The organism is Paenibacillus sp. FSL L8-0641, from assembly GCF_038006265.1.
In the GTDB taxonomy this organism is placed as follows: Bacteria; Bacillota; Bacilli; order Paenibacillales; family Paenibacillaceae; genus Paenibacillus; species Paenibacillus polymyxa_D.
On record NZ_JBBOUW010000001.1, the window covers coordinates 1,983,505 to 2,004,620 of the forward strand.

23 protein-coding genes, 1 other RNA gene and 1 pseudogene are annotated in these 21,116 nt (G+C 44.3%); 13 read left to right on the forward strand and 12 right to left on the reverse strand.

Annotated features, from left to right (window positions below; translation table 11 throughout):
- Positions 1 to 117: 117 nt before the first annotated feature.
- From MKY16_RS08985 to MKY16_RS09005, 5 genes are all read right to left on the reverse strand, one after another.
- The gene (locus MKY16_RS08985) at positions 118 to 1,155 is read right to left on the reverse strand and encodes a M42 family metallopeptidase (RefSeq protein WP_340955071.1); all 1,038 of its coding nucleotides are present in this window, start codon (positions 1,153 to 1,155) and stop codon (positions 118 to 120) included.
- Between the two features lie 13 nt (positions 1,156 to 1,168).
- Positions 1,169 to 1,591 (reverse strand): LapA family protein, encoded by a 423-nt coding sequence (locus MKY16_RS08990; protein WP_039269994.1) that lies wholly within the window; start codon positions 1,589 to 1,591, stop codon positions 1,169 to 1,171.
- Between the two features lie 56 nt (positions 1,592 to 1,647).
- On the reverse strand, positions 1,648 to 3,444 hold the full coding sequence (pepF, locus tag MKY16_RS08995; protein WP_340955072.1) for an oligoendopeptidase F: 1,797 nt from the start codon (positions 3,442 to 3,444) through the stop codon (positions 1,648 to 1,650).
- Positions 3,445 to 3,643: 199 nt separating this feature from the next.
- Positions 3,644 to 3,832, reverse strand: a complete 189-nt coding sequence (locus MKY16_RS09000) for a hypothetical protein (RefSeq protein WP_029516701.1) — start codon at positions 3,830 to 3,832, stop codon at positions 3,644 to 3,646.
- A 7-nt stretch (positions 3,833 to 3,839) separates the two neighbouring features.
- Positions 3,840 to 4,073 (reverse strand): hypothetical protein, encoded by a 234-nt coding sequence (locus MKY16_RS09005; RefSeq protein ID WP_013309704.1) that lies wholly within the window; start codon positions 4,071 to 4,073, stop codon positions 3,840 to 3,842.
- Between the two features lie 173 nt (positions 4,074 to 4,246).
- Here MKY16_RS09005 and MKY16_RS09010 point away from each other — a divergent pair, with 173 nt between their 5' ends.
- From MKY16_RS09010 to MKY16_RS09035, 6 genes and pseudogenes are all read left to right on the forward strand, one after another.
- Positions 4,247 to 4,444 carry a cold shock domain-containing protein gene (locus MKY16_RS09010; RefSeq protein WP_013309706.1) on the forward strand — a complete coding sequence of 66 codons (198 nt, stop codon included), beginning with the start codon at positions 4,247 to 4,249 and terminating at the stop codon, positions 4,442 to 4,444.
- 208 nt (positions 4,445 to 4,652) lie between these two features.
- Positions 4,653 to 4,787: a hypothetical protein gene (locus MKY16_RS09015; RefSeq protein ID WP_340955073.1), complete on the forward strand. Its 135-nt coding sequence runs from the start codon at positions 4,653 to 4,655 to the stop codon at positions 4,785 to 4,787.
- Positions 4,787 to 5,305: pseudogene (locus tag MKY16_RS09020) on the forward strand (MATE family efflux transporter); the annotation flags it as partial. The gene MKY16_RS09015 and the pseudogene MKY16_RS09020, both read left to right, overlap by 1 nt.
- A gap of 189 nt (positions 5,306 to 5,494) precedes the next feature.
- On the forward strand, positions 5,495 to 6,574 hold the full coding sequence (locus MKY16_RS09025; protein ID WP_039269998.1) for a tetraprenyl-beta-curcumene synthase family protein: 1,080 nt from the start codon (positions 5,495 to 5,497) through the stop codon (positions 6,572 to 6,574).
- Between the two features lie 23 nt (positions 6,575 to 6,597).
- The gene (gene pfkA, locus MKY16_RS09030) at positions 6,598 to 7,569 is read left to right on the forward strand and encodes a 6-phosphofructokinase (protein WP_039269999.1); all 972 of its coding nucleotides are present in this window, start codon (positions 6,598 to 6,600) and stop codon (positions 7,567 to 7,569) included.
- Between the two features lie 117 nt (positions 7,570 to 7,686).
- Positions 7,687 to 7,896 (forward strand): DUF3906 family protein, encoded by a 210-nt coding sequence (locus MKY16_RS09035; protein ID WP_013309710.1) that lies wholly within the window; start codon positions 7,687 to 7,689, stop codon positions 7,894 to 7,896.
- Here MKY16_RS09035 and MKY16_RS09040 read toward each other — a convergent pair.
- From MKY16_RS09040 to MKY16_RS09055, 4 genes are all read right to left on the reverse strand, one after another.
- Positions 7,893 to 9,263: an MATE family efflux transporter gene (locus MKY16_RS09040; RefSeq protein WP_340955074.1), complete on the reverse strand. Its 1,371-nt coding sequence runs from the start codon at positions 9,261 to 9,263 to the stop codon at positions 7,893 to 7,895. The two genes, MKY16_RS09035 and MKY16_RS09040, sit on opposite strands and share 4 nt — an antisense overlap.
- Positions 9,264 to 9,460: 197 nt before the next feature.
- On the reverse strand, positions 9,461 to 10,639 hold the full coding sequence (locus MKY16_RS09045) for a putative glycoside hydrolase (protein WP_340955076.1): 1,179 nt from the start codon (positions 10,637 to 10,639) through the stop codon (positions 9,461 to 9,463).
- 216 nt (positions 10,640 to 10,855) lie between these two features.
- Positions 10,856 to 11,044 carry a hypothetical protein gene (locus MKY16_RS09050; RefSeq protein ID WP_080658605.1) on the reverse strand — a complete coding sequence of 63 codons (189 nt, stop codon included), beginning with the start codon at positions 11,042 to 11,044 and terminating at the stop codon, positions 10,856 to 10,858.
- Positions 11,045 to 11,216: 172 nt separating this feature from the next.
- Positions 11,217 to 12,038: a YitT family protein gene (locus MKY16_RS09055; RefSeq protein WP_029516708.1), complete on the reverse strand. Its 822-nt coding sequence runs from the start codon at positions 12,036 to 12,038 to the stop codon at positions 11,217 to 11,219.
- A gap of 325 nt (positions 12,039 to 12,363) precedes the next feature.
- Here MKY16_RS09055 and MKY16_RS09060 point away from each other — a divergent pair, with 325 nt between their 5' ends.
- The 4 genes from MKY16_RS09060 (at position 12,364) to MKY16_RS09075 (ending at position 15,794) form a co-directional block, all read left to right on the forward strand.
- Positions 12,364 to 13,953, forward strand: a complete 1,590-nt coding sequence (locus tag MKY16_RS09060) for a DEAD/DEAH box helicase (protein WP_029516709.1) — start codon at positions 12,364 to 12,366, stop codon at positions 13,951 to 13,953.
- 223 nt (positions 13,954 to 14,176) lie between these two features.
- On the forward strand, positions 14,177 to 14,938 hold the full coding sequence (locus MKY16_RS09065) for a YesL family protein (protein ID WP_029516710.1): 762 nt from the start codon (positions 14,177 to 14,179) through the stop codon (positions 14,936 to 14,938).
- Between the two features lie 58 nt (positions 14,939 to 14,996).
- Positions 14,997 to 15,191, forward strand: a non-coding RNA gene (gene ssrS / locus MKY16_RS09070) — 6S RNA.
- A 210-nt stretch (positions 15,192 to 15,401) separates the two neighbouring features.
- A complete protein-coding gene (locus MKY16_RS09075; protein ID WP_013309718.1) occupies positions 15,402 to 15,794 on the forward strand; it encodes a DUF1499 domain-containing protein in 393 nt (130 codons plus the stop codon).
- A gap of 91 nt (positions 15,795 to 15,885) precedes the next feature.
- Here MKY16_RS09075 and tpx read toward each other — a convergent pair whose 3' ends face one another.
- Complete coding sequence (gene tpx, locus MKY16_RS09080) at positions 15,886 to 16,404, reverse strand: thiol peroxidase (protein WP_340955078.1); 519 nt, start codon at positions 16,402 to 16,404, stop codon at positions 15,886 to 15,888.
- Between the two features lie 119 nt (positions 16,405 to 16,523).
- On the opposite strand from tpx, the gene MKY16_RS09085 reads away from it, so the two are divergent.
- Complete coding sequence (locus tag MKY16_RS09085) at positions 16,524 to 17,147, forward strand: rhomboid family intramembrane serine protease (protein WP_069011083.1); 624 nt, start codon at positions 16,524 to 16,526, stop codon at positions 17,145 to 17,147.
- Positions 17,148 to 17,244: 97 nt separating this feature from the next.
- Positions 17,245 to 18,183, forward strand: a complete 939-nt coding sequence (locus tag MKY16_RS09090; RefSeq protein ID WP_340955079.1) for a LysR family transcriptional regulator — start codon at positions 17,245 to 17,247, stop codon at positions 18,181 to 18,183.
- Positions 18,184 to 18,270: 87 nt separating this feature from the next.
- On the opposite strand, the gene MKY16_RS09095 is transcribed toward MKY16_RS09090, so the two are convergent.
- Both MKY16_RS09095 and MKY16_RS09100 read right to left on the reverse strand, forming a co-directional pair.
- Complete coding sequence (locus MKY16_RS09095) at positions 18,271 to 18,942, reverse strand: zinc metallopeptidase (RefSeq protein ID WP_023988023.1); 672 nt, start codon at positions 18,940 to 18,942, stop codon at positions 18,271 to 18,273.
- Between the two features lie 42 nt (positions 18,943 to 18,984).
- Complete coding sequence (locus MKY16_RS09100) at positions 18,985 to 19,416, reverse strand: MerR family transcriptional regulator (RefSeq protein WP_049816952.1); 432 nt, start codon at positions 19,414 to 19,416, stop codon at positions 18,985 to 18,987.
- Between the two features lie 294 nt (positions 19,417 to 19,710).
- Here MKY16_RS09100 and MKY16_RS09105 point away from each other — a divergent pair, with 294 nt between their 5' ends.
- On the forward strand, positions 19,711 to 21,114 hold the full coding sequence (locus MKY16_RS09105; protein ID WP_029516714.1) for an ammonium transporter: 1,404 nt from the start codon (positions 19,711 to 19,713) through the stop codon (positions 21,112 to 21,114).
- Positions 21,115 to 21,116: the final 2 nt, after the last annotated feature.

Genomic DNA, 21,116 nt, shown 5'->3' on the forward strand with positions numbered 1-21,116 from the left:
GAGCTATTTCTTCATGTTGCTCAGACTAAAAAAGCAAGTATCCGAAAAACCGGAAGACTTGCTTTTTTATTTACTGATCTATTCGACGATGTAACAGGCTGATTGTCGTTATTCGAATTAAACTGTCACATAAGCTGCAAGCAGATGGGCAGTGTTCACCACGGCCTGCTTGTGCGTGCGCTCCATAGCATGGGAGGCGTGTACGCCAGGGCCGATCAACGCAGCACGGATGTTATTACCTGCTCGTAGTGCAGCCGAAGCGTCCGAACCGTAGTGTGGATAAATATCTACCGCATGCGGAATATTCAGCTCTTTGGCCAGCTTAATTAGACGGGTTGTCATAGTATAGTCGTAAGGCCCGGAGGAATCTTTGGCACAGATAGAAACATCCGTTTCCTTGCAGCTCAGATCTTCACCCATGCAGCCCATATCGACAGCTATCATCTCACTGATTCCTTCAGGTATGTAAGCCGCTCCGTGCCCCACTTCCTCGTAGTTAGAAATGAGCAATTTAACGGTATGTCGAGGCTTCCAGTTTCCATGTACAGCAGATTCCAGTAAACCAAACAGCGCAGCTACACTAGCTTTATCATCCAGATGCCGTGACTTGATAAATCCACTTGGTGTAACGACTGGACGCGCATCGAACGAAATAAAATCGCCCACTGCAATACCGAGCTGAAGCACGTCTTCTTTTGACTCGACAAGCTCGTCAATCCGTACCTCCATATGGCTCTCCTTGCGCTCAAAGCTCCGTGCATCATCATAGACGTGCACAGATGGATGGCTGGACAGAATAGTGCCTGTATACGTTTGTCCGCTTCTGGTATGAATAAGGCAGTATTCATTCTCAATACTGTTCATCATGAAGCCGCCGACGGATGTCAGACGTAGGGTGCCTTGTGCTGTAATGGAACGCACCATTGCGCCCAATGTATCCACATGTGCGCTCAGCGCCACCGTATGGTCCGTTTCCTGACCTTCCAGAGTCAAGATGGCACCGCCCTTTGCATTCCATTCGATTTGTACCCCGAGGCTTTCCGCTTCTTTACGAATCAGCTCCATCACATGGTGTGTATATCCACTGGGACTGGGTGTGTTCAGTAGCTGATTTAAAAAGTTCATCATATAATTCTCATTTAATTGAATCGTCATTTGTTGCTCCTCCTCATTTGGACAACCGATCAGAGTTAGAGGACGGTTGCTCTATATCTTGGTCGGATGTAGACCCTGTGCTGGAAGAACCAGTCGTGTCATAGGTCACATCCGCGTTTGCTTCTACCGTGGATGTGTGCTCTTCTTGTAGTGTATGAAGCTGAGTCGTCAGACGTTTAATCTCCCTCTGAAGCCTATATTGGCGGAAAATACCGAAAGAACCGACAATAAGTCCACCTAGAAGAGTGCAACCGAGAATAAGCAGAATCAAAGGAATGCTGACCATACTGAATAGAAGGTTCACTTGAACCGAATTCACATTAATAACAGCAAATACAGCTGTTAACAAAGCAATAACAAGAGCTGCGATCAAAGACCATTGTGTTTTCAAAATGCCACCTCCTCCCGTTACATTATAAAATCCCTTGCCCGCCATGGACAAGGGATTTATCCGTGCATCATTTCAATGCTGGATTTTAAATGCGCACGGTTTTACTTTCCTTCAGTTAGCTTTTCCATTTCTGTGATGACTTCTTCGAATACGCTCATCGCTTCGCGAATCGGCTGCGGAGAGGACATGTCAACGCCAGCTTTTTTCAAAATATTGATTGAATAATCACTGCCACCGCTCTTCAAGAAGCCCAAGTAACGGTCAACGGCTGGCTGGCCTTCTTCCAGAATCTGTTTCGAGAAACTGGTTGCTGCCGAGAAGCCAGTAGCATATTTGTAGACATAAAAACTGTTATAAAAATGGGGGATTCGTGCCCATTCCATTTCAATGTCTTTATCTACCTTCATGCCTGGTCCGTGGTATTTCACATTCAGATCATAGTAAATCTCTGATAAAAGCTGCGGTGTGAGGGATTCCCCCTGTTCAGCGCGTTCATGTACAATTTTCTCAAATTCCGCAAACATGGTTTGACGGAATACCGTTGTGCGGAATTGATCTGCATAGTAGGTGAGAAGGTACATTTTCTCTTTTGGATCGGTTGATTTGTTCAGCAGGTAGTCCATTAGCAACGCTTCATTGGTTGTGGATGCCACTTCAGCCAGGAAAATGGTGTACTGTGCATCTCTATACTTCAATGCGTTGTCTGAATAGTACGAATGCAACGCATGCCCCATTTCATGAGCAAGTGTGAACATGCTGTTCAGGTTATTTTTATGATTCAGCAACACATAGGGGTGGGTACCATAAGCTCCCCAACTGTATGCACCCGTACGTTTGTTTTCATTCTCGTATACGTCGATCCAGCGCTCATCATAGCCTTTTTGCAACGAAGCCAGATAGTCCGCGCCCAGTGGCTTAAGGCCTTCCTTTGTTTGCTTTTTGGCGTCTTCATACGTAATGTCCATCTTGTATTCGTCCACAAGTGGAGCGAACAAATCATACATATGGAGCTCATCCACACCTAACAACTTCTTACGCAACTTCATGTAACGATGGAGCAGGGGCAAGCTTTCATGAATGGTGTCAATGAGATTCGTATACACTTCCTTCGGAATATTGTCACCGTATAGTGACATTTCCAGTACAGAAGGGTATTTGCGAACACGAGAATAAAAAATATTTTTGTTCACATTGGCACTTAGTGTAGAAGCAATTGTATTTTTATTTTTGGCATACGTGTCATACACCGCTTTAAAAGCACGTTCGCGTACTTCGCGGTGCGGACTTTCGAGGAATTGAATGTAGCTGCCATGAGTCAGCTCAACCTCTTTGCCGTTCTCATTCTTAATTTTTGGAAACTTCAGATCAGCATTGTTGAGCATGCCGAAAATCGTTTGCGGGGCTTGAGCCAGATTGCCAACCTGAGCGAGCAGCGCTTCTTCTGTCTTGCCCAAAATATGTGCTTTTTCCCGCTTCATTTCTTGAAGGGTGAACCGATAATCTGCAAGCTTCGGATCTTCAATGAAGGCATCGAGCTGATGATCTGGCAGTGCCAAAATTTCAGGTGTCACAAAAGAAAGAGACTCGCTAACCTCAACGCCTAATTTTTTGGCTTTTTGCGAAAGACCCTGGTATGTAGGTTCAGCTGTATCCTCATCATGATGCAGATGTGCGTACACATATACACGCTCGGTTTTCAGCGACAATTCATCTTCCAATTTAAAGCAGTTGCCAATCGATTCTGCTGAATTGAGCTTGCCTTGGAATTGTTCAGCCTTTTTGGCTAGTTGTTTGACTTCTTCGTATTCTTGATCCCATGCTTTGCGGTTGGGAAACAGATCTTCCAATTTCCATGTATTTTCCACTGGCGCATCAGCGCGTTTTACAATTTCACTCATGGAGAGCCTCCTCTGATCGAACGTAATGTGGGGTAGGGCTGCGGCAGTAAGGGACGGATGCCAAAACGAAGAAACCGCCACGCTTACCGTAAGCAGCAGGGCAAGAGGTTTTACAGGATGCATGTAACGGCAGATCCTCCTTATACCATGGCTTGTTATGCCATAGTATGACCTCTTACGCCCGAAAGTATAATTTTCCTTACTGTGGGTTGGAACCTATATTTAATAAGCTGTATACAATGAGATAAAAGGCAAAGCAAACCATGATTACAGCAGTGAGGGCCATCCACTTTTTGAGAGGAGTCGGTATCGTATCACGCTTCATGATCAGCACTCCGCCCAGCGTGAAGGCCAGAATAATGAAGATGAGATAGCTGTTGGACACCATGAATAGGCTAGACCTGTTTGAAAGCGTTCATGATCCGCTGCCATTCTTCCTCATTATCTTGAAAGGACTGCTTGGGAAACCGATTTTGAGCCCAATGCATCAGCGCCGGGCGGCTTAAAAACGTGTGGGCTTCCTCGCCCCAATCATCGGATATTTCCCGTAGAACGATGTAACGGCCCTGCACCTCGACAGTCATCATGTTCCAATTGTCTTTTTTGTATATTTCGTGTTTTTTCATCATATGCATGTCTCCGATTTTATAGATGTTTTGGTTCATGATACCGCAGTTTCCGCCGCAAAAGCAAATCATTCCAGCCCAAAAAAACCGGAAAAACATCAATTGCATTGTGAAAAAGCATGAAGTATAATATGGATATTCGCCATAGATGGCGGTATTTTTAGGAGGTTGTTCACTTGAAAGGTACAGTTAAATGGTTTAACGCAGAAAAAGGTTATGGCTTCATTCAAATGGATGGTGGCGAGGACGTATTCGTACATTTCTCCGCAATCCAAGGCGACGGCTTTAAAACTTTGGAAGAAGGTCAAGCGGTTGAATTCGAAATTACTGAAGGTAACCGTGGACCCCAAGCAGCTAACGTAATCAAACTGTAAGTGTAACTGAATTGTAAGAATGGTTCCGTTTCTACGGATGTCTTATATATTACGGTTAAACTATGAATTGAGAGCGCAGTTCCTTTATTTTAAGGGACTGCGCTTTTTTGCGTAAATACGTTTATGATATGAGAAGATTGAGCAGGAATAGGGTATTATACGTAATAAAACTAGGCAGAAGACATTATAGATTGAAGGAGTTGAGAAAATGAGTGCAGCAGAGGCTAGTCGTAAGCCTTCCCTGATTGAAGGTCCTATTGCCAAAACGCTGTTTATGTTCTCTTTGCCGATGCTGTTCGGCAACATTCTGCAATCCCTGAATGGAACGATTAATTCGATCTGATGGCGTTAGGTGCAGCTGTATCTTCCTTTGCCGCTCAAAATATTGGAGCCGGACGTTGGGATCGAGTGCGCACGACAACCTGGATTGGGATTGTGTATAATTTTGTATTGACTGGTGGAGCTGTGGTATTAATTTACGTGTTTAACCGTCAGGCCTTGCTCATGTTTCTTCCTTCTACGGGGGGTGCATTGGAATTGGGAATGCGGATTAATATGATCACCTTGTGGTCTTTTGTTATATTCGGTGTTACCAATGTCATTACAGGGGTTGTTCGATCAACGGGTTCCGTAATGATACCGCTTTTAATTACCATTATTTCATTATGGGGCATTCGTATACCTTTGGCCTATGCATTTGTTGATGAGTATGGTCTAGATGCTGTATGGTGGAGCTTTCCTGTTGGTTTTGCTATCTCTGCCGTAGCAGTCATTTTCTATTATGCTTTCGGGAAATGGAAGCAGGCAAGTATGGGAGAGGGAATCCAAGGCGTGAAGCCAGCAGAGGACAAGGATAGGTAGGCCCTTTATACTATTTTCGGCTAATAAAACATTACAGGTATAAAGTCTTTTAATGAGAACAGCTCATTTTTCTTGAATTTTAAAGAAAAAAGTGAGGTTGTTCATTTGTGCTAAAAGGACGATCATATTATAATGGATATGGTTTGGATAGGTATAATTACGTAGACAACAATGTGGAGGCACCGTCATTTGAGTTATGTTGAGCAAGGACGTTATCAAGTACCGAGAGGCCCCATAGGTCTAATGAGCCGAATGTACAAGCACATTCTCCCTGAAACGAAACAAGAATTGAGTAACTGGAAGAGCAAGGCCGAACAAATTCCGGACCCTGAACTGCGAAGCCAGGCGCTTGCGAGCATAGCGGATAAGACATTTCACTGCGTGGGTGGAGCGGTTTATGCCGCAGCTAATATGTCTGCCCGGCAGACGTTAATTCCGCTGATCGTAGCGTATCAGACCATTAGTGATTATCTGGACAACCTGTGTGATCGCAGTACGTCCATGGACCCGGATGATTTCAGGCTGTTGCATCAGGCTATGCTGGATGCGATTAATCCGACGGCTAGGCCAGTGAATTATTATGAGTTGCGTCGTGAGCAGGAGGATGGCGGTTATTTGACTGGGCTGGTGACAACCTGTCAGTCTTGTGTAAGCAGGCTTCCGGGCTATGAGGCGGCAATGCCTTACGTTCAGGATTTGGCGCGATTATACACGGATTTGCAAGTATACAAGCATATTAAACCCGAGCTGCGGGAACAAGCGCTTTTGGACTGGTGGTCGCTTCATAAAGACCGTACACCAGAGTTGCGCTGGAATGAGTTTGCTGCGGCTACCGGTTCAACTCTGGGGGTCTTTATGCTGTTTCTTGCTGCCAGCGACCAGCATCTGACAGATGCGGGGGCTGCCTCAATACATGCATCGTATTTTCCACATGTGTGCAGTCTTCATATTTTGCTGGATTATCTAATCGATCAAGACGAAGACCGGAAGGGCGGAGATCTTAACTTTTGCAATTATTATGAAGATACCGACATGATGCTAAACCGGATCGCCTACGTTGTGAATCGGGCGCGGGCTGATATTGCAGATGTCCCTGCCAGCTCCTTTCACCGGATGATTATCGAGGGATTGCTGGCTTTATATTTATCCGACCCTAAAGTTAGCGAGCAGCAAGACGTTCGCGCTGTTTCGAGACGTTTAATGAAAAATAGTCCGCTCATGCGTTTGTTTTTCTTATTAAACAGTCGATGGATAAGAAGGCTTATATGATTATTTTGAGGAGGTCATAAACCATGACAGCAGTTAAGAAAATTGCAGTATTAACAAGTGGTGGAGATTCACAAGGGATGAACGCGGCAGTTCGCGCCGTCGTACGTAGCGGATTGTATTTCGGACTGGAAGTATTCGGGATTCAACGTGGTTATCAAGGCCTTTTGAACGACGATATTTTTCCAATGGATCTGAGAAGCGTCGGAGATATTATCCAACGTGGGGGTACTGTACTTCAATCTGCAAGATGCCTGGAATTTACGACTGAAGAAGGGCAGAAAAAAGGCGCGCAAATTTTGCGTGACCGTGGGATTGACGGCGTAGTCGTGATTGGTGGAGACGGTTCCTACCAAGGAGCTAACAAACTGACCAAGCAAGGCATTAAAACCATGTGTCTTCCGGGTACGATTGACAATGACATTTCCTTCACGGACTACACGATTGGTTTTGATACAGCGGTTAGTATCGTAGTGGACGCAATCAACAAGCTGCGTGATACAATGTCATCTCATGAACGTTCTTCCATTGTTGAAGTTATGGGACGTCATTGTGGTGATATTGCTTTGCATGCGGGTCTGGCTTCTGGCGCAGAAACAATTTTGGTGCCTGAGGTAGAATTTGACCTGAACGAAGTATCTGATCGTATGAAACAAAATTTCAAGCATGGCAAGCGCCACAGTATTATTATCGTTGCGGAAGGCGTAGGCAAAGGTGAAGATGTAGCAAAGGTAATCCAAGAAAACTGTCCGGATTATGAGCCTCGTGTTACAGTGCTTGGACACATCCAACGTGGAGGCACACCAACCGCGTTTGACCGCAACCTGGCGAGCCGTTTGGGTGACTTTGCTGTTCGCCAATTGATCGAGGGCATATCTGATAAGGCTTGCGGAACGATCGACGGTAAGTTGGTAGCTACAGATATTGACAAGGTTGTAAATACTAAAAAAGATTTCAACATGGAGCTTTATGAACTTGCTTTGCGTTTGTCCCAATAATAAGAGCCTTCTACGTACAGTAGATCGGTTCTGATATTGGAAAAGATCAAAATTATGCGGATGACCCGAGTCATCCGCTATTTTTTAGCTTTGAGTCCTATCAGGAGGTAGTCATACATGTACCTATTCAAAATCGAAGTGGATAGTTCGGAAGGAGCGCTGACTGTCATTCTCGCTGCTGAAAATGAAGAACAGGCATTTGAAGAGATTGAACAACATGTGGAGAGACACTTTCTATATCCTCCCAAGCTGAACGAAGTGGCTATTGTGGAGAAAAAACGAATAACTTTAGGCGCAGCATATGTAATCGAGACACGCAAAGGCTAAATAACCTCTGCGTGTTGTTTTTTTTCGGAGAAACGACGTTGTACTTTCACCAGACGCCAGAGAAGTAAAATAGCGCCTACTGCCAACCCTGTAATCAAACCGATCCAGTAGCCGTAGGGCCCCAATGAAGTCCAGCGTGCCAGTATATATCCTACAGGAAGCCCAATGACCCAATAGGAGAGGAATGTGAGCAAAAAGGCTGGATTGACGTCTTTATACCCGCGTAGCGCTCCTTGTGTAGGTGTAGCGACAGCATCAGATATCTGAAAGAAAATCGCATAGATTAGAAAATGCTGTGCCAACTGAATGACCTGCAGATCGGTGGAGTAAAGTCGAGCGACCTGTTCACTCCAGATAAGCAGTACAATAGCTGTAATCAGTGATAGACCTACTGCGCTGCTGATGCCCATTACACTATAAGCTTTGGCATCCCGCGGGCGAGTAGCTCCTGTTTCATAGCCAACAAGAATCGTAAGTGCCATACAAATGCTGAGTGGAATCATATATAACGTAGATGCAAAGTTCATCGCGGCCTGATGTGCGGCTATGGTAGCTGTATTATAGCTACTCATGAAGAGAGTGACGGCTGAAAAGACGGCAGTCTCAAAAAATATTGCAAATCCAATCGGTACTCCAATCTTGATGAGCTCTTTCAAAGCACTAGCAGCAATCCCGTATATTTTGCTGAAGATTCGGTATTCGGCAAATATTTTTCCCCGATGCGCAGTGATACCAGCGACCAGCATAATGATCCAGTAGGTGGTTGCCGTTGCCACCCCGGAGCCTACACCTCCCAGACGCGGAAAACCCCAGTTCCCATAAATAAGTAGATAGTTCAACAAGACATTGATGGGTAACGACATGAGCGTGATTAACATCGTAAAGCGGGTTTGTCCCAATGCATCCATAAAGCTTCGGAGCACCGTATAGGCAAATAGAGGCACAATACCGAAGGCCATCGCACAAAGGTAGTACAGAGCTACATTATGAACTCTCCATTCAAGATTCATACCATTTAGAATAGGCTTGACCAAAATGATGCCCACAATCAAAACGACCATGGATAGGGCAAGAGAGAGCCAAAGTGCTTGAATGACATAGTAGGAGACTTTATCTTTGCGCTGTGCTCCCACTAATTGAGATACAATAGGTGTGATAGCCATAAGTATTCCGTTAAGGCCTGTTTGTACAGGAATCCACAGACTTACTCCGATGGCTACTCCAGCCAGATCGGCAGGGGAAAAGTGTCCCGACATATTCGTATCGAAAAAAGTCATGGCAGATAGTGCAAGCTGGGTAATCAGGATAGGGAGCAAAATGTATAAAAGCTGCTTCCATTTCTGCCCCGTTGTTGAAGTCAATTGCATTTTTGTTTTCCTCATTTACTAGGGATTGAATATTCGTATGTATCATAACATGTAAGTATTTATTGTAAGGGATACCGCCACATTTGAACAGTAATAAAAAAGACTGCACCCGTTCGCCAAACAACGGGACAGCCTTCGAAAAAAATTATATAATTTCTAAATTTCGTATTAGATAACGAGAAGTCCGGAGGGATAAATTATTTGTAAGTTACTCCGCTTGAATAGCGGTTTGTGGCATTCCAGAGTAAATATTCATCCACTTTCATATCCTTAAGCGCTCGAATTTGGTCCTCTACTTGAGTTTTTCCATACTTAGCATAATGTCCGCTTCCTAACCAACTTGCAGTAAAATCCTGGATCCAAGGACGAATAATTGGCTTTAGCTTGCCTGTCGGATCTAGCTTTTTGTGTGTATCGACCATGGAGCCTTTAATCGTCTGGTAGGGATTCTTATCAGGGTCTTTTACACCGAACCAGCCTGTGGTGTAGTGACTTGGATAAACCATGGGTGAAATGACATCCACATTTTCGGAAATTTTAGTGAAATCCTGTCCGATTCCCTCCGCAGCAGGAACGGATGCGGCATATCCAAAAATATCTACGGATACTCGTACACCTAATGGAGCAAGCTCTCTGCGGGCATATTGTACGAATTCAGCGACTGCATCCGAGCGGGATTGATCTGATTTGGTATATTTCAGCTTGTCTGCTCTTTTCTCAAAGCCTTCGGGGAAACGTACATAGTCAAATTGAATTTCCTTAAAACCAAGTTTGGCTGCTTCCTTAGCGATGGCTATATTATAATCCCATACTTCTTTATTATAGGGATTGACGAACCCGTCTCCCTTGCCGTTTTTCCAGACAGAGCCGTCAGGATTACGGAAAGACATCTCGGGATTTTTGTTGGCCAGTACCGTATCTTTAAATACGACAATACGAGCAATCGGGTAAACATTATGCTTTTTCAATCGGTCCATCAAACCGGAAATATCCCGAATGAATTTTTGCGGCTTGCCCAATTTGAGCAGCTCGGGATTGGACGTTGGATAAGTGATATAACCTGCATCGTCTTTAATATCAATAACCATGGAATTGAGCTCTGTCTTATCAAGCAGTTCAAGCAGCTGGGTCATACGCGAACCGCCTGCGCTATAAGCTGTGACATAGATGCCCTTGATAGCAGGAGTCGTCGGTTGTGGGTCAATTTTAACCGGAGGATTGGAGGCATCCACCTTCATCTTATTGTGCTGAGCCTGAATCATGGCGCTGCTAATTGTTGTTGCCACCGTATCTTTTACATTTGGAGTGTTGGCTGACTGGTCCCCGTTTCCGCCTATCCCCATCGCCAATAGCATAATTGCCCAAATCATATTCATTTCCTAACTCTCTCCCTTATGGATGTCGCTTACCTGATTATACGTAAAGTTATGTATCGAAAAAAAACACGCTTGTAACCAATACTGGAATCATCAGGCACAGTCTTACATGATTAACCCAACTTATGTTTATTGAATCCATAAAAATGCATAAATAATGCCGCTCTCTTCGCAGTTGTAGATGCAACCGGAAGAAGCGGCACTTGGTAAAGAAATTTATTGAAGATAATTATTGTCTTGATGCTCGCAAATACTGTACTGAATAATTTCTAGCGCATCCGTTGGCTTGAGTATGGACATCCCGTCCCGAAGCACAATCATCGAGTTCAGCTCATCCTTTTTGAGAGAAGGGAGCATTTCCGGATACCATCTTAAGACAATGTCGGACAGTTTTACCGTTTCCATTTCCACAAAAATCACCCTTTCCTGCTCGGAATCATTCCAAAAGAATCATTCAATACGATTCGGAAAAGCAAAGTGCCTGTGAAATAGCAGGTAAAGCTGGTCTTTATATACTATGGGAACAGCGCACATATAGTGTACCACAGAAACTGTATTTTGACACTTGGGTTTGTGCTTATCTTCGGCGAAATGAACCCATCACCCCAACCGTTTCCACAATATTGACAAAAGCAGAAGGGTCCACTTCTTTAATGATCCGTTTTAATTCAACTAGCTCGTAGCGTGTCGTGACAGTCATCAGCATGTCTTTTTCAGTATGTGAAAATGCGCCTTCAATTTTTATTTTGCTAACACCGCGTGGTGTGGTTAACATCCGCTCCAGTAGCTTGTCGGTGTGTTCTGTAATAATGTAGACGGTAATCTTCGTGTGACTGACATAGATTTGATCTAACACTTTGCCAGTCACAAAAATAGATAGCATCGACGCAAGTGCAATATTCCAATCATCGTTCAAATATCCTGCTGCAAGAATGACCAGTCCATTCATGCCAACAAGTACAGTTCCTACGGGGAAGTCACGATAACGAGTGACGATGGAACCGATAATGTCAAAACCGCCCGTAGACCCCCCTACCCGAAAGGAAATTCCTGCTCCAACGCCGATCATCACTCCTCCAAAAACGGAGGCTAGCAGGGGGTCCGACACGACAGATCGCACCGGCACCAAGGCCAAAATCCATGTTGTAACGACAACGGATAAAATGCTCAGGCTAATAAAACGCTTGCCTAAAATAAACCAGCCTGTAATAAGCATCGGGATATTGATAATAAAATACATCGCGCTGATATCAAATTTTGTGAAGTAGCCGATTAACATGGAAAGCCCAGCTACTCCTCCGCTCAGCAAGTGGTGTGGCACGAGAAACAGATTAAAACCGCATGCAATGGCAGCGGCTCCAAGAATGACAGTTAAGCAGTTTAACACCATTTTTAACAACTTATTTTCACCTCATTTAAATTATACGGGAAGCAACTTGCTGGTATTCATGAATTGTTCTGTGCTATAATGCGATGTGGATATTCTTGAGTAGGGACCTATGTCCAGAGAAACACTTAAAATTTAAACTGTTTTAAAAAGGATAAATTCGTTTAAGATGTATCGGATAGGTTCCCCAAATTCATTACAGAAAGTTGCAGTTATAGGTCTAAATAAACTGTCACTGTATTGGGGAAAACTTATACAATAATATCGCTACTTAAGAATACAGACAACATTGTGGATTGTCCACCACATCCACCATTAAGAAGGAGTTTGAATAAATTTGACGACATTTGCAGAATTTGATCTTGAACCGAAAGTAATTCAGGCGATTACAGAACTGGGTTTTGAAGAAGCAACACCAATTCAATCGCAATCCATCCCGATTGCACTACAAGGCAGAGACATGATTGGCCAAGCCCAAACAGGTACTGGTAAAACTGCTGCGTTTGGTATTCCGCTGATCAACAAAATTTCTAGAAGCGACGAAAAAATCAGAGCTCTGATCATGGCACCAACACGTGAGCTTGCTATCCAGGTAGCTGAAGAAATCGAAAAACTCTCCCGTTTCAAAGGTCTTCGTACTTTGCCAATCTATGGTGGACAAGATATCGTACGCCAGATTCGCGCTTTGAAAAAGAAACCTCAAATTATTATTGGTACGCCAGGACGCTTGCTTGACCATATTAATCGTAAAACCATCAAGCTGGAAGATGTAAACACAGTTGTTTTGGATGAAGCAGATGAAATGTTGGATATGGGTTTTATGGAAGATATTCAATCCATTCTGAAGCAAGTTCCAGACGAGCGTCAAACGATGCTTTTCTCGGCTACAATGCCTCCTAATATTAAAAGATTGGCTGAACAATTCCTCAAAAATCCTGAGCATGTTTCAGTTATTCCTAAACAAGTTAGTGCTCCACTGATTGATCAGGCCTATATCGAAGTTCCTGAGCGTCAAAAATTCGAAGCATTGAGCCGTTTGATCGACATGGAATCCCCAGAACTTGCTATCGTATTTGGTCGTACCAAGCGTCGGGTAGACGAGCTGGCTGAAGCTCTGCAAAAACGCGGATATTCTGCAGACGGTTTGCATGGTGACTTGTCTCAAAACCAACGTGATGCTGTAATGCGTAAATTCCGTGACGGAAGCATCGATGTGCTCGTAGCGACTGATGTAGCTGCCCGTGGCTTGGACGTTTCCGGTGTAACTCACGTTGTGAACTTTGACCTTCCGCAAGATCCAGAAAGCTATGTTCACCGTATTGGACGTACTGGACGTGCAGGTAAAGAAGGGGAAGCTTGGTCTTTCGTAACGCCTCGTGAAATTGACCATTTGCACTTTATCGAACGTGTAACTCGTCACCGCATTCCACGCAAGCCGCTTCCAACGTTGGCTGAAGCTCTGGAAGGCAAACAACGTATCATTGCTGAACGTCTCCTAGAGGCTGTAGAAAGCGGCGAGCTGAACGAGTATAAAGGTTTGGCTATTCAAATGCTGGAGCAATATGATTCTGTACAACTTCTCTCCGCAGCTCTGAAACTAATGACTGGTGAGAAGAGAGAAGCATCGATTGAGCTGACTCCAGAAGATCCGATCCGTGCAAAACGTCGTAAACCAGACGTGCGTTCTGGCGGTCGCAAGCCTTCCAACTACAGCGGTCGCAGCAACGGTGGTTACAATTCCAACCGTTCCGGTGGTAGCGGCGGTAGTGGCAGCAAAGGTGGATATGGCGGTTACAACCGTGGCAAAGAAGGCGGTGGCTACAACCGTGATTCCGGAAGCCGGTACAGTGGAGATCGCAAACCACGCCCGAGCAGCAATGGGGAAACTCGTCGTCCTGCAAGACGTGAAGATTCCTCTTCCGAATAAGAAATGAAATAATGAAAAGTCGAAGCAGATGAAGCTTCGGCTTTTTTGTTATGATTGAATCAGTATGTATGAACCTTTTAGCAATCTGCTTTAATGAGGCGCTTATTGATTTCACTGGCGCATTAGGGCTGAAATACGGTATGATATAGCCAAGAGCCGGAATTTATAGGCATAGCAACATGAGTCTTGGAACTGCCAAGGCTTGCGGAGGGAGAGACTGACATTGGAGTTTAAAGGAGCTATGGGTGGTATTTACCGCCTGACCGAGTGGATTACCCGACTGGCGGCTACAAATTTGTTATGGGTGTTATGTTCGTCGCCTTTTGTGTTCTGCCTCATACTGAAACTACTTGTAATGAATCAGAATTTGGCTAATGAATCTTTACAAATGAATTGGGCGATGGCTGTTTTGGCACCGCTTACTTTATTTCCAGCCACATCGGCTATGTTCACAGTGGTTCGCAAATGGGTAATGGGGGATACCGATACAGGCGTGTTTCGTACCTTTTTTAAAGGGTACAAAGAGAACTATAAGCAGAGTCTAATCGGGGGTATCTTTTACACGTTACTGTTTGTCATCATGTATGTGGATTATACCGTATATATGACACAACTCAGCAACTTGCAAATCGTGGGCGTAATTATGCTCATTCTTATCATTATTTTGCTTGTGTCTATGTTTAACTTCTTTTCGATGGTGGCTCATTATCATATGTCTACCGGACAAATTATCAAAAATGCGGTTTTACTGACGCTGATTCGACCATTCCGTGTATTTTCTACCATGCTCGGTAGCGCCGTTGTTATATTTATCGGAGTCAAATATCCTGTGCTTTTCTTATTCTTCATCGGTAGTGTAGTTGCCTGGTTCGCTTTCTTTAATTTTTATGGAACATTCCTTAAAATGCAGGATCAAATGGAAAAGATGAAGCAGAAAGATGAAGATACGGCAAGCATTGAAGACAAGAAAAGTGATAACCTCTAAAAATAAAACATATTTCTCCTAGCATTTACTTTCTGAGTGAGAAGCGCTATAATAAGGTCATATCCTGCGATGCACGTTACGGTCATTTGTTGTTTTGAACCAATGACAATGTCTAGGGAGATCTATACGGATGAATAGCTGAAAAGCCCTGTCAATTCCTGACAAGGGGACTTCAAAAGTTTATTCTGCGGTCACCCACCTGCTAAAGCAGGTTCAGAAGACGCTATGGTCGGACGGCATCGGCGGGTACTCCAAAGATAATGAATACACTCTGTTTATGCTTCTTGCAGAAACAGGGTGTTTTTTGTATGCAACAATGTTAAACTAAGACATGAGGTACTAAGGTCGCATACCACAGGTATGGTCGGTTAACTTTTTGTTGTTTAACGTTTTATAAAGCGCTTGCAGCAAAAAAACCGATGTGCTGCATTATGGCAACGATTATCGTGAAGGAGGAAATGTCTTGTCGTTGAAGAGGACTCTGGTAGGGATTGTGCGCAGCCAAGAAGGTACAAGCGACCGGGTCAAGGACCCCCAAATGAAGACACGCTATTATAACTTATCGAGAGACAAGGCTTGGGAAGAAGTATCATCTATTCTAAAAAAAATTCCTGGCTACAAGGTTCTTCATGAGGTAGCATCCGTAGGTGAAATTACGTTAGAGAAGCGAACGGCGTTCGGTAGAACCGTCGACATTACCGTTTCCATATTGTCTGTCTCACCAGTTCGGAGTGCGGTGGATATTTATTCTGCTTCACGCGGATCGCTAGGGGACTTGGGCGCGAATTACCGCATCATTTTGCAACTGTTCGCTGTGATTGACAAGAAGCTGTCTGCTCATAAGGTTGTGCAGTGATTGTAGATGTGTGAGCAGTGATGTGGCAGACAAACGTCAAAAAAGCGAGGAAGGCAACCCTTCACTCGCTTTTTTAATATGCAGTCTTGATTTAGACGAGTTTTTTCACTGCTGCAATCGCTTGGTCATAGTCAGGGTGTTCGGACATTTCGCTCAAGTATTCTACGTAAGCAATTTTGTCATTTTGATCAATCACAAAAATAGCTCTATGATCCAAATGGAATTCCTTGATGAACACACCATAAGCTTCGCCAAAGGAATGATCCTTATAGTCGGACAGTGTCAATACGCGGTCAATACCGGCAGCACCGCACCAACGAGCTTGAGCGAAAGGCAGATCGACGCTGACAGTCAGCACCACGACTTGATCCCCAAGGGAATTAGCTTCCTGGTTAAAACGTCGAGTCTGTGCGTCACACACACCTGTATCCAAAGAAGGAACAACACTGATCAGTTTGACTTTGCCTGCAAAGTCTTGGAGCGTAGCTGCTTCTAACAGGTTTTTCTGTAATTTGAAATCAGGTGCCTGATCTCCAACCTTCAGTTCAGGACCTAAGAGTGTCAAAGCATTGCCTTTAAAAGTAGCAGCTCCTGTACGTTCTTGTGCCATATGTAATAGCCTCCTTGGTTTTTAGCATTGGTTATCGTTGCCGAAATCTATTATAATCTTTTATAAAAGACATTGTCCAATTTGAATAAGGTGGAGACACCCATGAAGGAAGGATTGCCTTGATTTTTTTACGTTATGAGAACTGGAAAAGTTATTTGCGGTTTTACCCAGTAACCTGTCTGATTTTGCTCATCAATATTGTGATGTTTGTTGTACTCACCGTACAGGGTGGATCGGAAAATAGTTTGACGCTGATCCGATATGGAGCTTTGATTAATGAGGCGCCATTCACCGATCAACTGTGGCGATATGTATCAGCCATGTTTTTACATGCAGGGTTTGATCATCTTCTGTTCAATTCCTTTGCCATACTCGTCTTCGCTCCTCCGCTGGAGCGTTTGCTGGGGTCCTTCCGCTATGTGTTATTGTATCTGGTCACGGGTATTGTAGGGAACATACTGTCCATTGCCCATTACAACATGGTGGCGGAAACGACAGTCTCTGTAGGGGCCTCAGGAGCGATTTATGGCATCTATGGGGCGTTTCTGTACGTTGCCTTGTTCCAACGTTCCTTGATGGATGATGCTTCGCGCAAAACGCTGTACACGCTGCTTGGGTTTGGCATTCTGTTTTCTTTTGCTGTAGCGAACATTAATTGGACCGCTCACTTTGGGGGATTACTCAGTGGATTTTTCATGTATGGATTATTAATTAGATTGACTGGCCAGCGCAAACGCCACTAAAGACAGTTTTACCGTAAGTTAGCAGGGAAGAAAGAGGATGATGTTCGATTGACGTCTTCTTCCGGATGTTGAAAAACAGATTGGAGCGAATATCGGAGTGGAATTACGACAGTTGCAATACTTCATGAAGGTAGCGCAGAAAGAACATGTCACTCAGGCAGCCGAGGAGCTACATGTGGCGCAATCTGCGGTAAGTCGGCAAATTCATCAGCTTGAAGAGGAGCTGGGAGTTAATCTTTTTATGCAAAAGGGTCGCAATTTGCAGCTTACGCCAGTGGGACAGCTATTTTGCAAACGGGTTGAGACGATAATAAAAGATCTGGAGCGAGCTGTTTTGGAGGTTCATGAGTTTTTGGATCCTGAGGGGGGCGAAATCCGCATCGGTTTTCCGCACAGTTTGGGGATTCATCTTATTCCTACGGTAGTGGCTGAATTCCGAAAGCGGTATCCCAATGTTAAATTTAGATTTAAACAGGGGATGTATCCGAGTTTAATTCGTGATGTGTTAGCGGGTGAGGTGGACTTGGCTTTTGTATCTCCTTTTCCGGATCGTCATGATCATGTGGAGGGGGATGTGGTGCTGACCGAGGAGTTGTTTGCTGTTCTCCCGCCCAATCATCCTTTAGCTACGGCCAAACATATCACGCTGAGTCAGCTTAAAGGAGAAAAATTTATTCTGTTCAGAGATGGATATTCGTTACGCCCGATTGTCTGGCAGGCTTGTCTGGAGGCAGGATTTACCCCAGATATTGCTTTTGAAGGTGAAGAGACAGATACGATACGCGGATTAGTTGCGGCTGGTATGGGCGTTAGCCTTTTGCCTGAAATGGCGTTGTTTCAGACCAACCCGCTTCAACCTGCAAGAGTGTCAATTGTTGATCCAGAAGTCACTAGAACTATAGGCTTGATTCATCGCAAAGATGACAAGCTACCATTAGTTGCAAAGTCATTCCGGACTTTTTTGTTGCAATATTTTGGCCTTAAAGGTAGTGTTGCTACTCCGAGTGGAAGTGCAAAAGCGGATTTAGGACAGTGAGTATAGCTGATTGGTTTTAGATAAAGAAAAAGGTTGTTCCCTACCGTTAACTTGGTAGAGGAACAACCTTTTTTGCAACACAAGCAATTAATCCCGGCTGTTAAAGATACCGATTAAGCGGATTAGTTCCAGCAAGGAAACAAGAGCTGCAGCCACATAAGTTAATGCAGCAGCATTTAATACTTTGGCTATACCCCGTTCTTCATCACTACGGATAAACCCTTCGGAAACCATAATTTCTCGGGCCCGGTTGGAAGCATTAAATTCAACCGGTAATGTAATTAATTGAAAAGCAACAGTAGCCGAGAAAAAGATAATACCCAAGCCAATCAGGTTCGTGTAGCTGAATAAGAAACCGGCAATCAGCAGAAACGGTGCAATCCCGGAAGCGAAGTTTACGATTGGAAAGATCCGGTGACGGAGTGCCAGCATGGGGTAATGCTCTTTATGCTGAATGGCATGACCAACCTCGTGACAAGCTACGGCAACTGCGGAAATGGATTTTTCATAATAAACGGGCTCGGACAGCCGTACGACTCTTTGCATTGGATCATAATGGTCAGATAACGCACCAGGTACTGGTTCAATAGGCACATCATGCAAACCATTGCGATCTAGCATATGCCGAGCTGCATCATAACCGGTCAACCCATTTTCATTTGGGACATCAGACCATTTATTAAAAGTACCTTTTACACGGAATTGCGCCCATAAGGATAATCCGAACGCAAGAATAATCAATATATACATACCCATCATACAGCAACCCTCCAATATTGTTCATCATACTAGCCCGGGTATCTACATCATAGAACTATGCTCCAGCAGATACTTCAGAGCTTCGATACAAGCGGCGCTTTGTGGTAGTAGACCAGTAAGCAACTTGCGCGCTTGAACGGGCTTGAGCTGCCCCAAGAGAGGTTGTAGTTCATTGACTTCACGTTCTAGACGCTGCATGTGCATCTCCAGACTCGTTAGTTTGTCAGTGACGTGCTCTTCCCCCGCAACCGAGTTCCATTTAATCAGTGTCTGTCTGATTTCCTCTAGGCTATACTTCTCTTGTTTCATTTGGTTAATACGTTCAAGCCTGTTTAAGGTTTCATCATTATAGAGCCGATAATTTTTCAATGATCGTTCTTCAGGTGTGATCAAACCAAGCTTTGTGTAATAATCAATAGTTCGTTCGCTGACACCAGCCGTCTTGGCTAGCTCACCAATTCGATACAGCTTCATATCCCCATCTGTCTTCACCTCGCGCTCTTCGTTCAACCTTCAATATTAGCATTTGCAAACGGAGTATTTATAAAGAATATTTTACATGATTCCCAACCATACAGTCAAACGTTATGCTTTTTTTGAACAGAAACAAGCTACTTTTATAGTTAGTAAATATGACATGGAGTGTTTGGAACCATATTTTTTTAACATAATAAAAAAAATCTTGTCAACTTTCATGTATTCTGATTATAATGACAATAAGAATTTCATGAAATGTAAAGAAACTTAACATTCGAGGGAGTGGGCTTCATGAGAAAAAAGTGGTTAGTTGTATTATTGGCCATGCTGACAGTATTAGCTTTTCCGGTAGGTGCGTTTGCTGCTGACGGTCCGACAAATATTCAACTTCAAGCCGGGCTAAACACGGCCTTTACGTTCTTGGCATTTATACTTGTATTTTTTATGCAAGCGGGATTTGCATTGCTGGAGGCAGGCTCGACTCGAATGAAGAATGCGGGTCATGTCGCTGGTAAAACGATTCTCACCACGGGTGTTGCGGCTTTGTCCTTCTGGGCACTTGGATTTGGATTCGGCTTTGGTAATGATGGCGGAAACGGATTTATGGGACTGACGGGTTTCTTCATGAGTGGTACGGATGCGGCTGCATCGTTTGATGCTCTCTCAGGTCTGGATGTTCCGATTACAATTATGTTTTTGTTCCACTTTGCTTTCGCTGCGGTATCACTTTCTATCGCATGTGGAGGGATGGCAGAGCGTGCAAAATTAAGTGTATACATTATTTTCGGTATTTTGTTCTCCATCGTGATCTATCCGGTTGTAGCTCACTGGGTGTGGGGCGGTGGATGGCTTGGTAAGTTGGGGATGCAGGATTATGCCGGTTCGACGGTAGTCCATTTGACAGGCGCTACGGCAGCACTCGTAGCTACGCTGCTGCTCAAACCGCGTCTGGGCAAGTTTAATAAAGATGGCAAGCCGAACATTATCCCTGGTCATAACCAGGTGTACTCTATCTTGGGTGTTATTATTCTCTGGTTTGGTTGGTTTGGGTTTAACCCGGGTAGTGCTGTATCGGCTATGAACGACGGATTCTTTGGATATGTGGCCTTGACAACCAATATTGCTGCTGCGGCAGGTGGGGTTTTCGCTTTGCTCGTATCCTGGATGGTATATGGAAAAGCAGATATTCCTGCTATGCTAAACGGTGTGCTGGCGGCTTTGGTTGCTATTACTGGTTCTTGTGCCTTTGTAGCACCTTGGGCGGCATTGGTCATTGGTGCAGTTGCAGGGATCGTTACTTTCTTCACAGCGCAATGGTTCGAGCGTGCAAGAGTAGACGACCCGGTATATGCTTTCTCCGTGCACGGTGTTGCAGGGATGTGGGGCGCAGTGTCCACAGGGTTCTTCGCTACTCCTGAGCTTGTAAAAATAACTGGTGTAGGTCAAGCGGGTCTGTTCTATGGTGGTGGATTTACCCAATTAGGAGTACAGCTGCTTGGACTGATTGGCACTTTGGCTTTCGTGTTCGTCATTTCCTTCATTATTCTGGGTGCGATGAAAGCGATTATGGGTATTCGCGTTACAGAAGAGGAAGAAACAATGGGATTGGATATCAGTGAACACGGTACGTACGGCTATCCTGAGCAAATGAAGTTGGTTGCTGAGGCTGAAAAGCGTTCTGGAATTGTGAACTAATA

Excerpts from the sequence above, each read along its gene's own strand:
- MKY16_RS09050 (WP_080658605.1), bottom strand. The coding sequence starts at position 11,044 with ATGGAAACGGTAAAACTGTCCGACATTGTCTTAAGATGGTATCCGGAA.
- MKY16_RS09015 (WP_340955073.1), top strand. The coding sequence starts at position 4,653 with ATGAGTGCAGCAGAGGCTAGTCGTAAGCCTTCCCTGATTGAAGGTCCT.
- pfkA (WP_039269999.1), top strand. The coding sequence starts at position 6,598 with ATGACAGCAGTTAAGAAAATTGCAGTATTAACAAGTGGTGGAGATTCA.
- pepF (WP_340955072.1), bottom strand. The coding sequence starts at position 3,444 with ATGAGTGAAATTGTAAAACGCGCTGATGCGCCAGTGGAAAATACATGG.
- MKY16_RS09105 (WP_029516714.1), top strand. The coding sequence starts at position 19,711 with ATGAGAAAAAAGTGGTTAGTTGTATTATTGGCCATGCTGACAGTATTA.
- MKY16_RS08985 (WP_340955071.1), bottom strand. The coding sequence starts at position 1,155 with ATGACGATTCAATTAAATGAGAATTATATGATGAACTTTTTAAATCAG.
- MKY16_RS09095 (WP_023988023.1), bottom strand. The coding sequence starts at position 18,942 with ATGATGGGTATGTATATATTGATTATTCTTGCGTTCGGATTATCCTTA.
- MKY16_RS09040 (WP_340955074.1), bottom strand. The coding sequence starts at position 9,263 with ATGCAATTGACTTCAACAACGGGGCAGAAATGGAAGCAGCTTTTATAC.
- MKY16_RS09100 (WP_049816952.1), bottom strand. The coding sequence starts at position 19,416 with ATGAAGCTGTATCGAATTGGTGAGCTAGCCAAGACGGCTGGTGTCAGC.
- MKY16_RS09045 (WP_340955076.1), bottom strand. The coding sequence starts at position 10,639 with ATGAATATGATTTGGGCAATTATGCTATTGGCGATGGGGATAGGCGGA.
- tpx (WP_340955078.1), bottom strand. The coding sequence starts at position 16,404 with ATGGCACAAGAACGTACAGGAGCTGCTACTTTTAAAGGCAATGCTTTG.
- MKY16_RS09035 (WP_013309710.1), top strand. The coding sequence starts at position 7,687 with ATGTACCTATTCAAAATCGAAGTGGATAGTTCGGAAGGAGCGCTGACT.
- MKY16_RS08990 (WP_039269994.1), bottom strand. The coding sequence starts at position 1,591 with ATGGCGGGCAAGGGATTTTATAATGTAACGGGAGGAGGTGGCATTTTG.
- MKY16_RS09000 (WP_029516701.1), bottom strand. The coding sequence starts at position 3,832 with ATGGTGTCCAACAGCTATCTCATCTTCATTATTCTGGCCTTCACGCTG.
- MKY16_RS09005 (WP_013309704.1), bottom strand. The coding sequence starts at position 4,073 with ATGATGAAAAAACACGAAATATACAAAAAAGACAATTGGAACATGATG.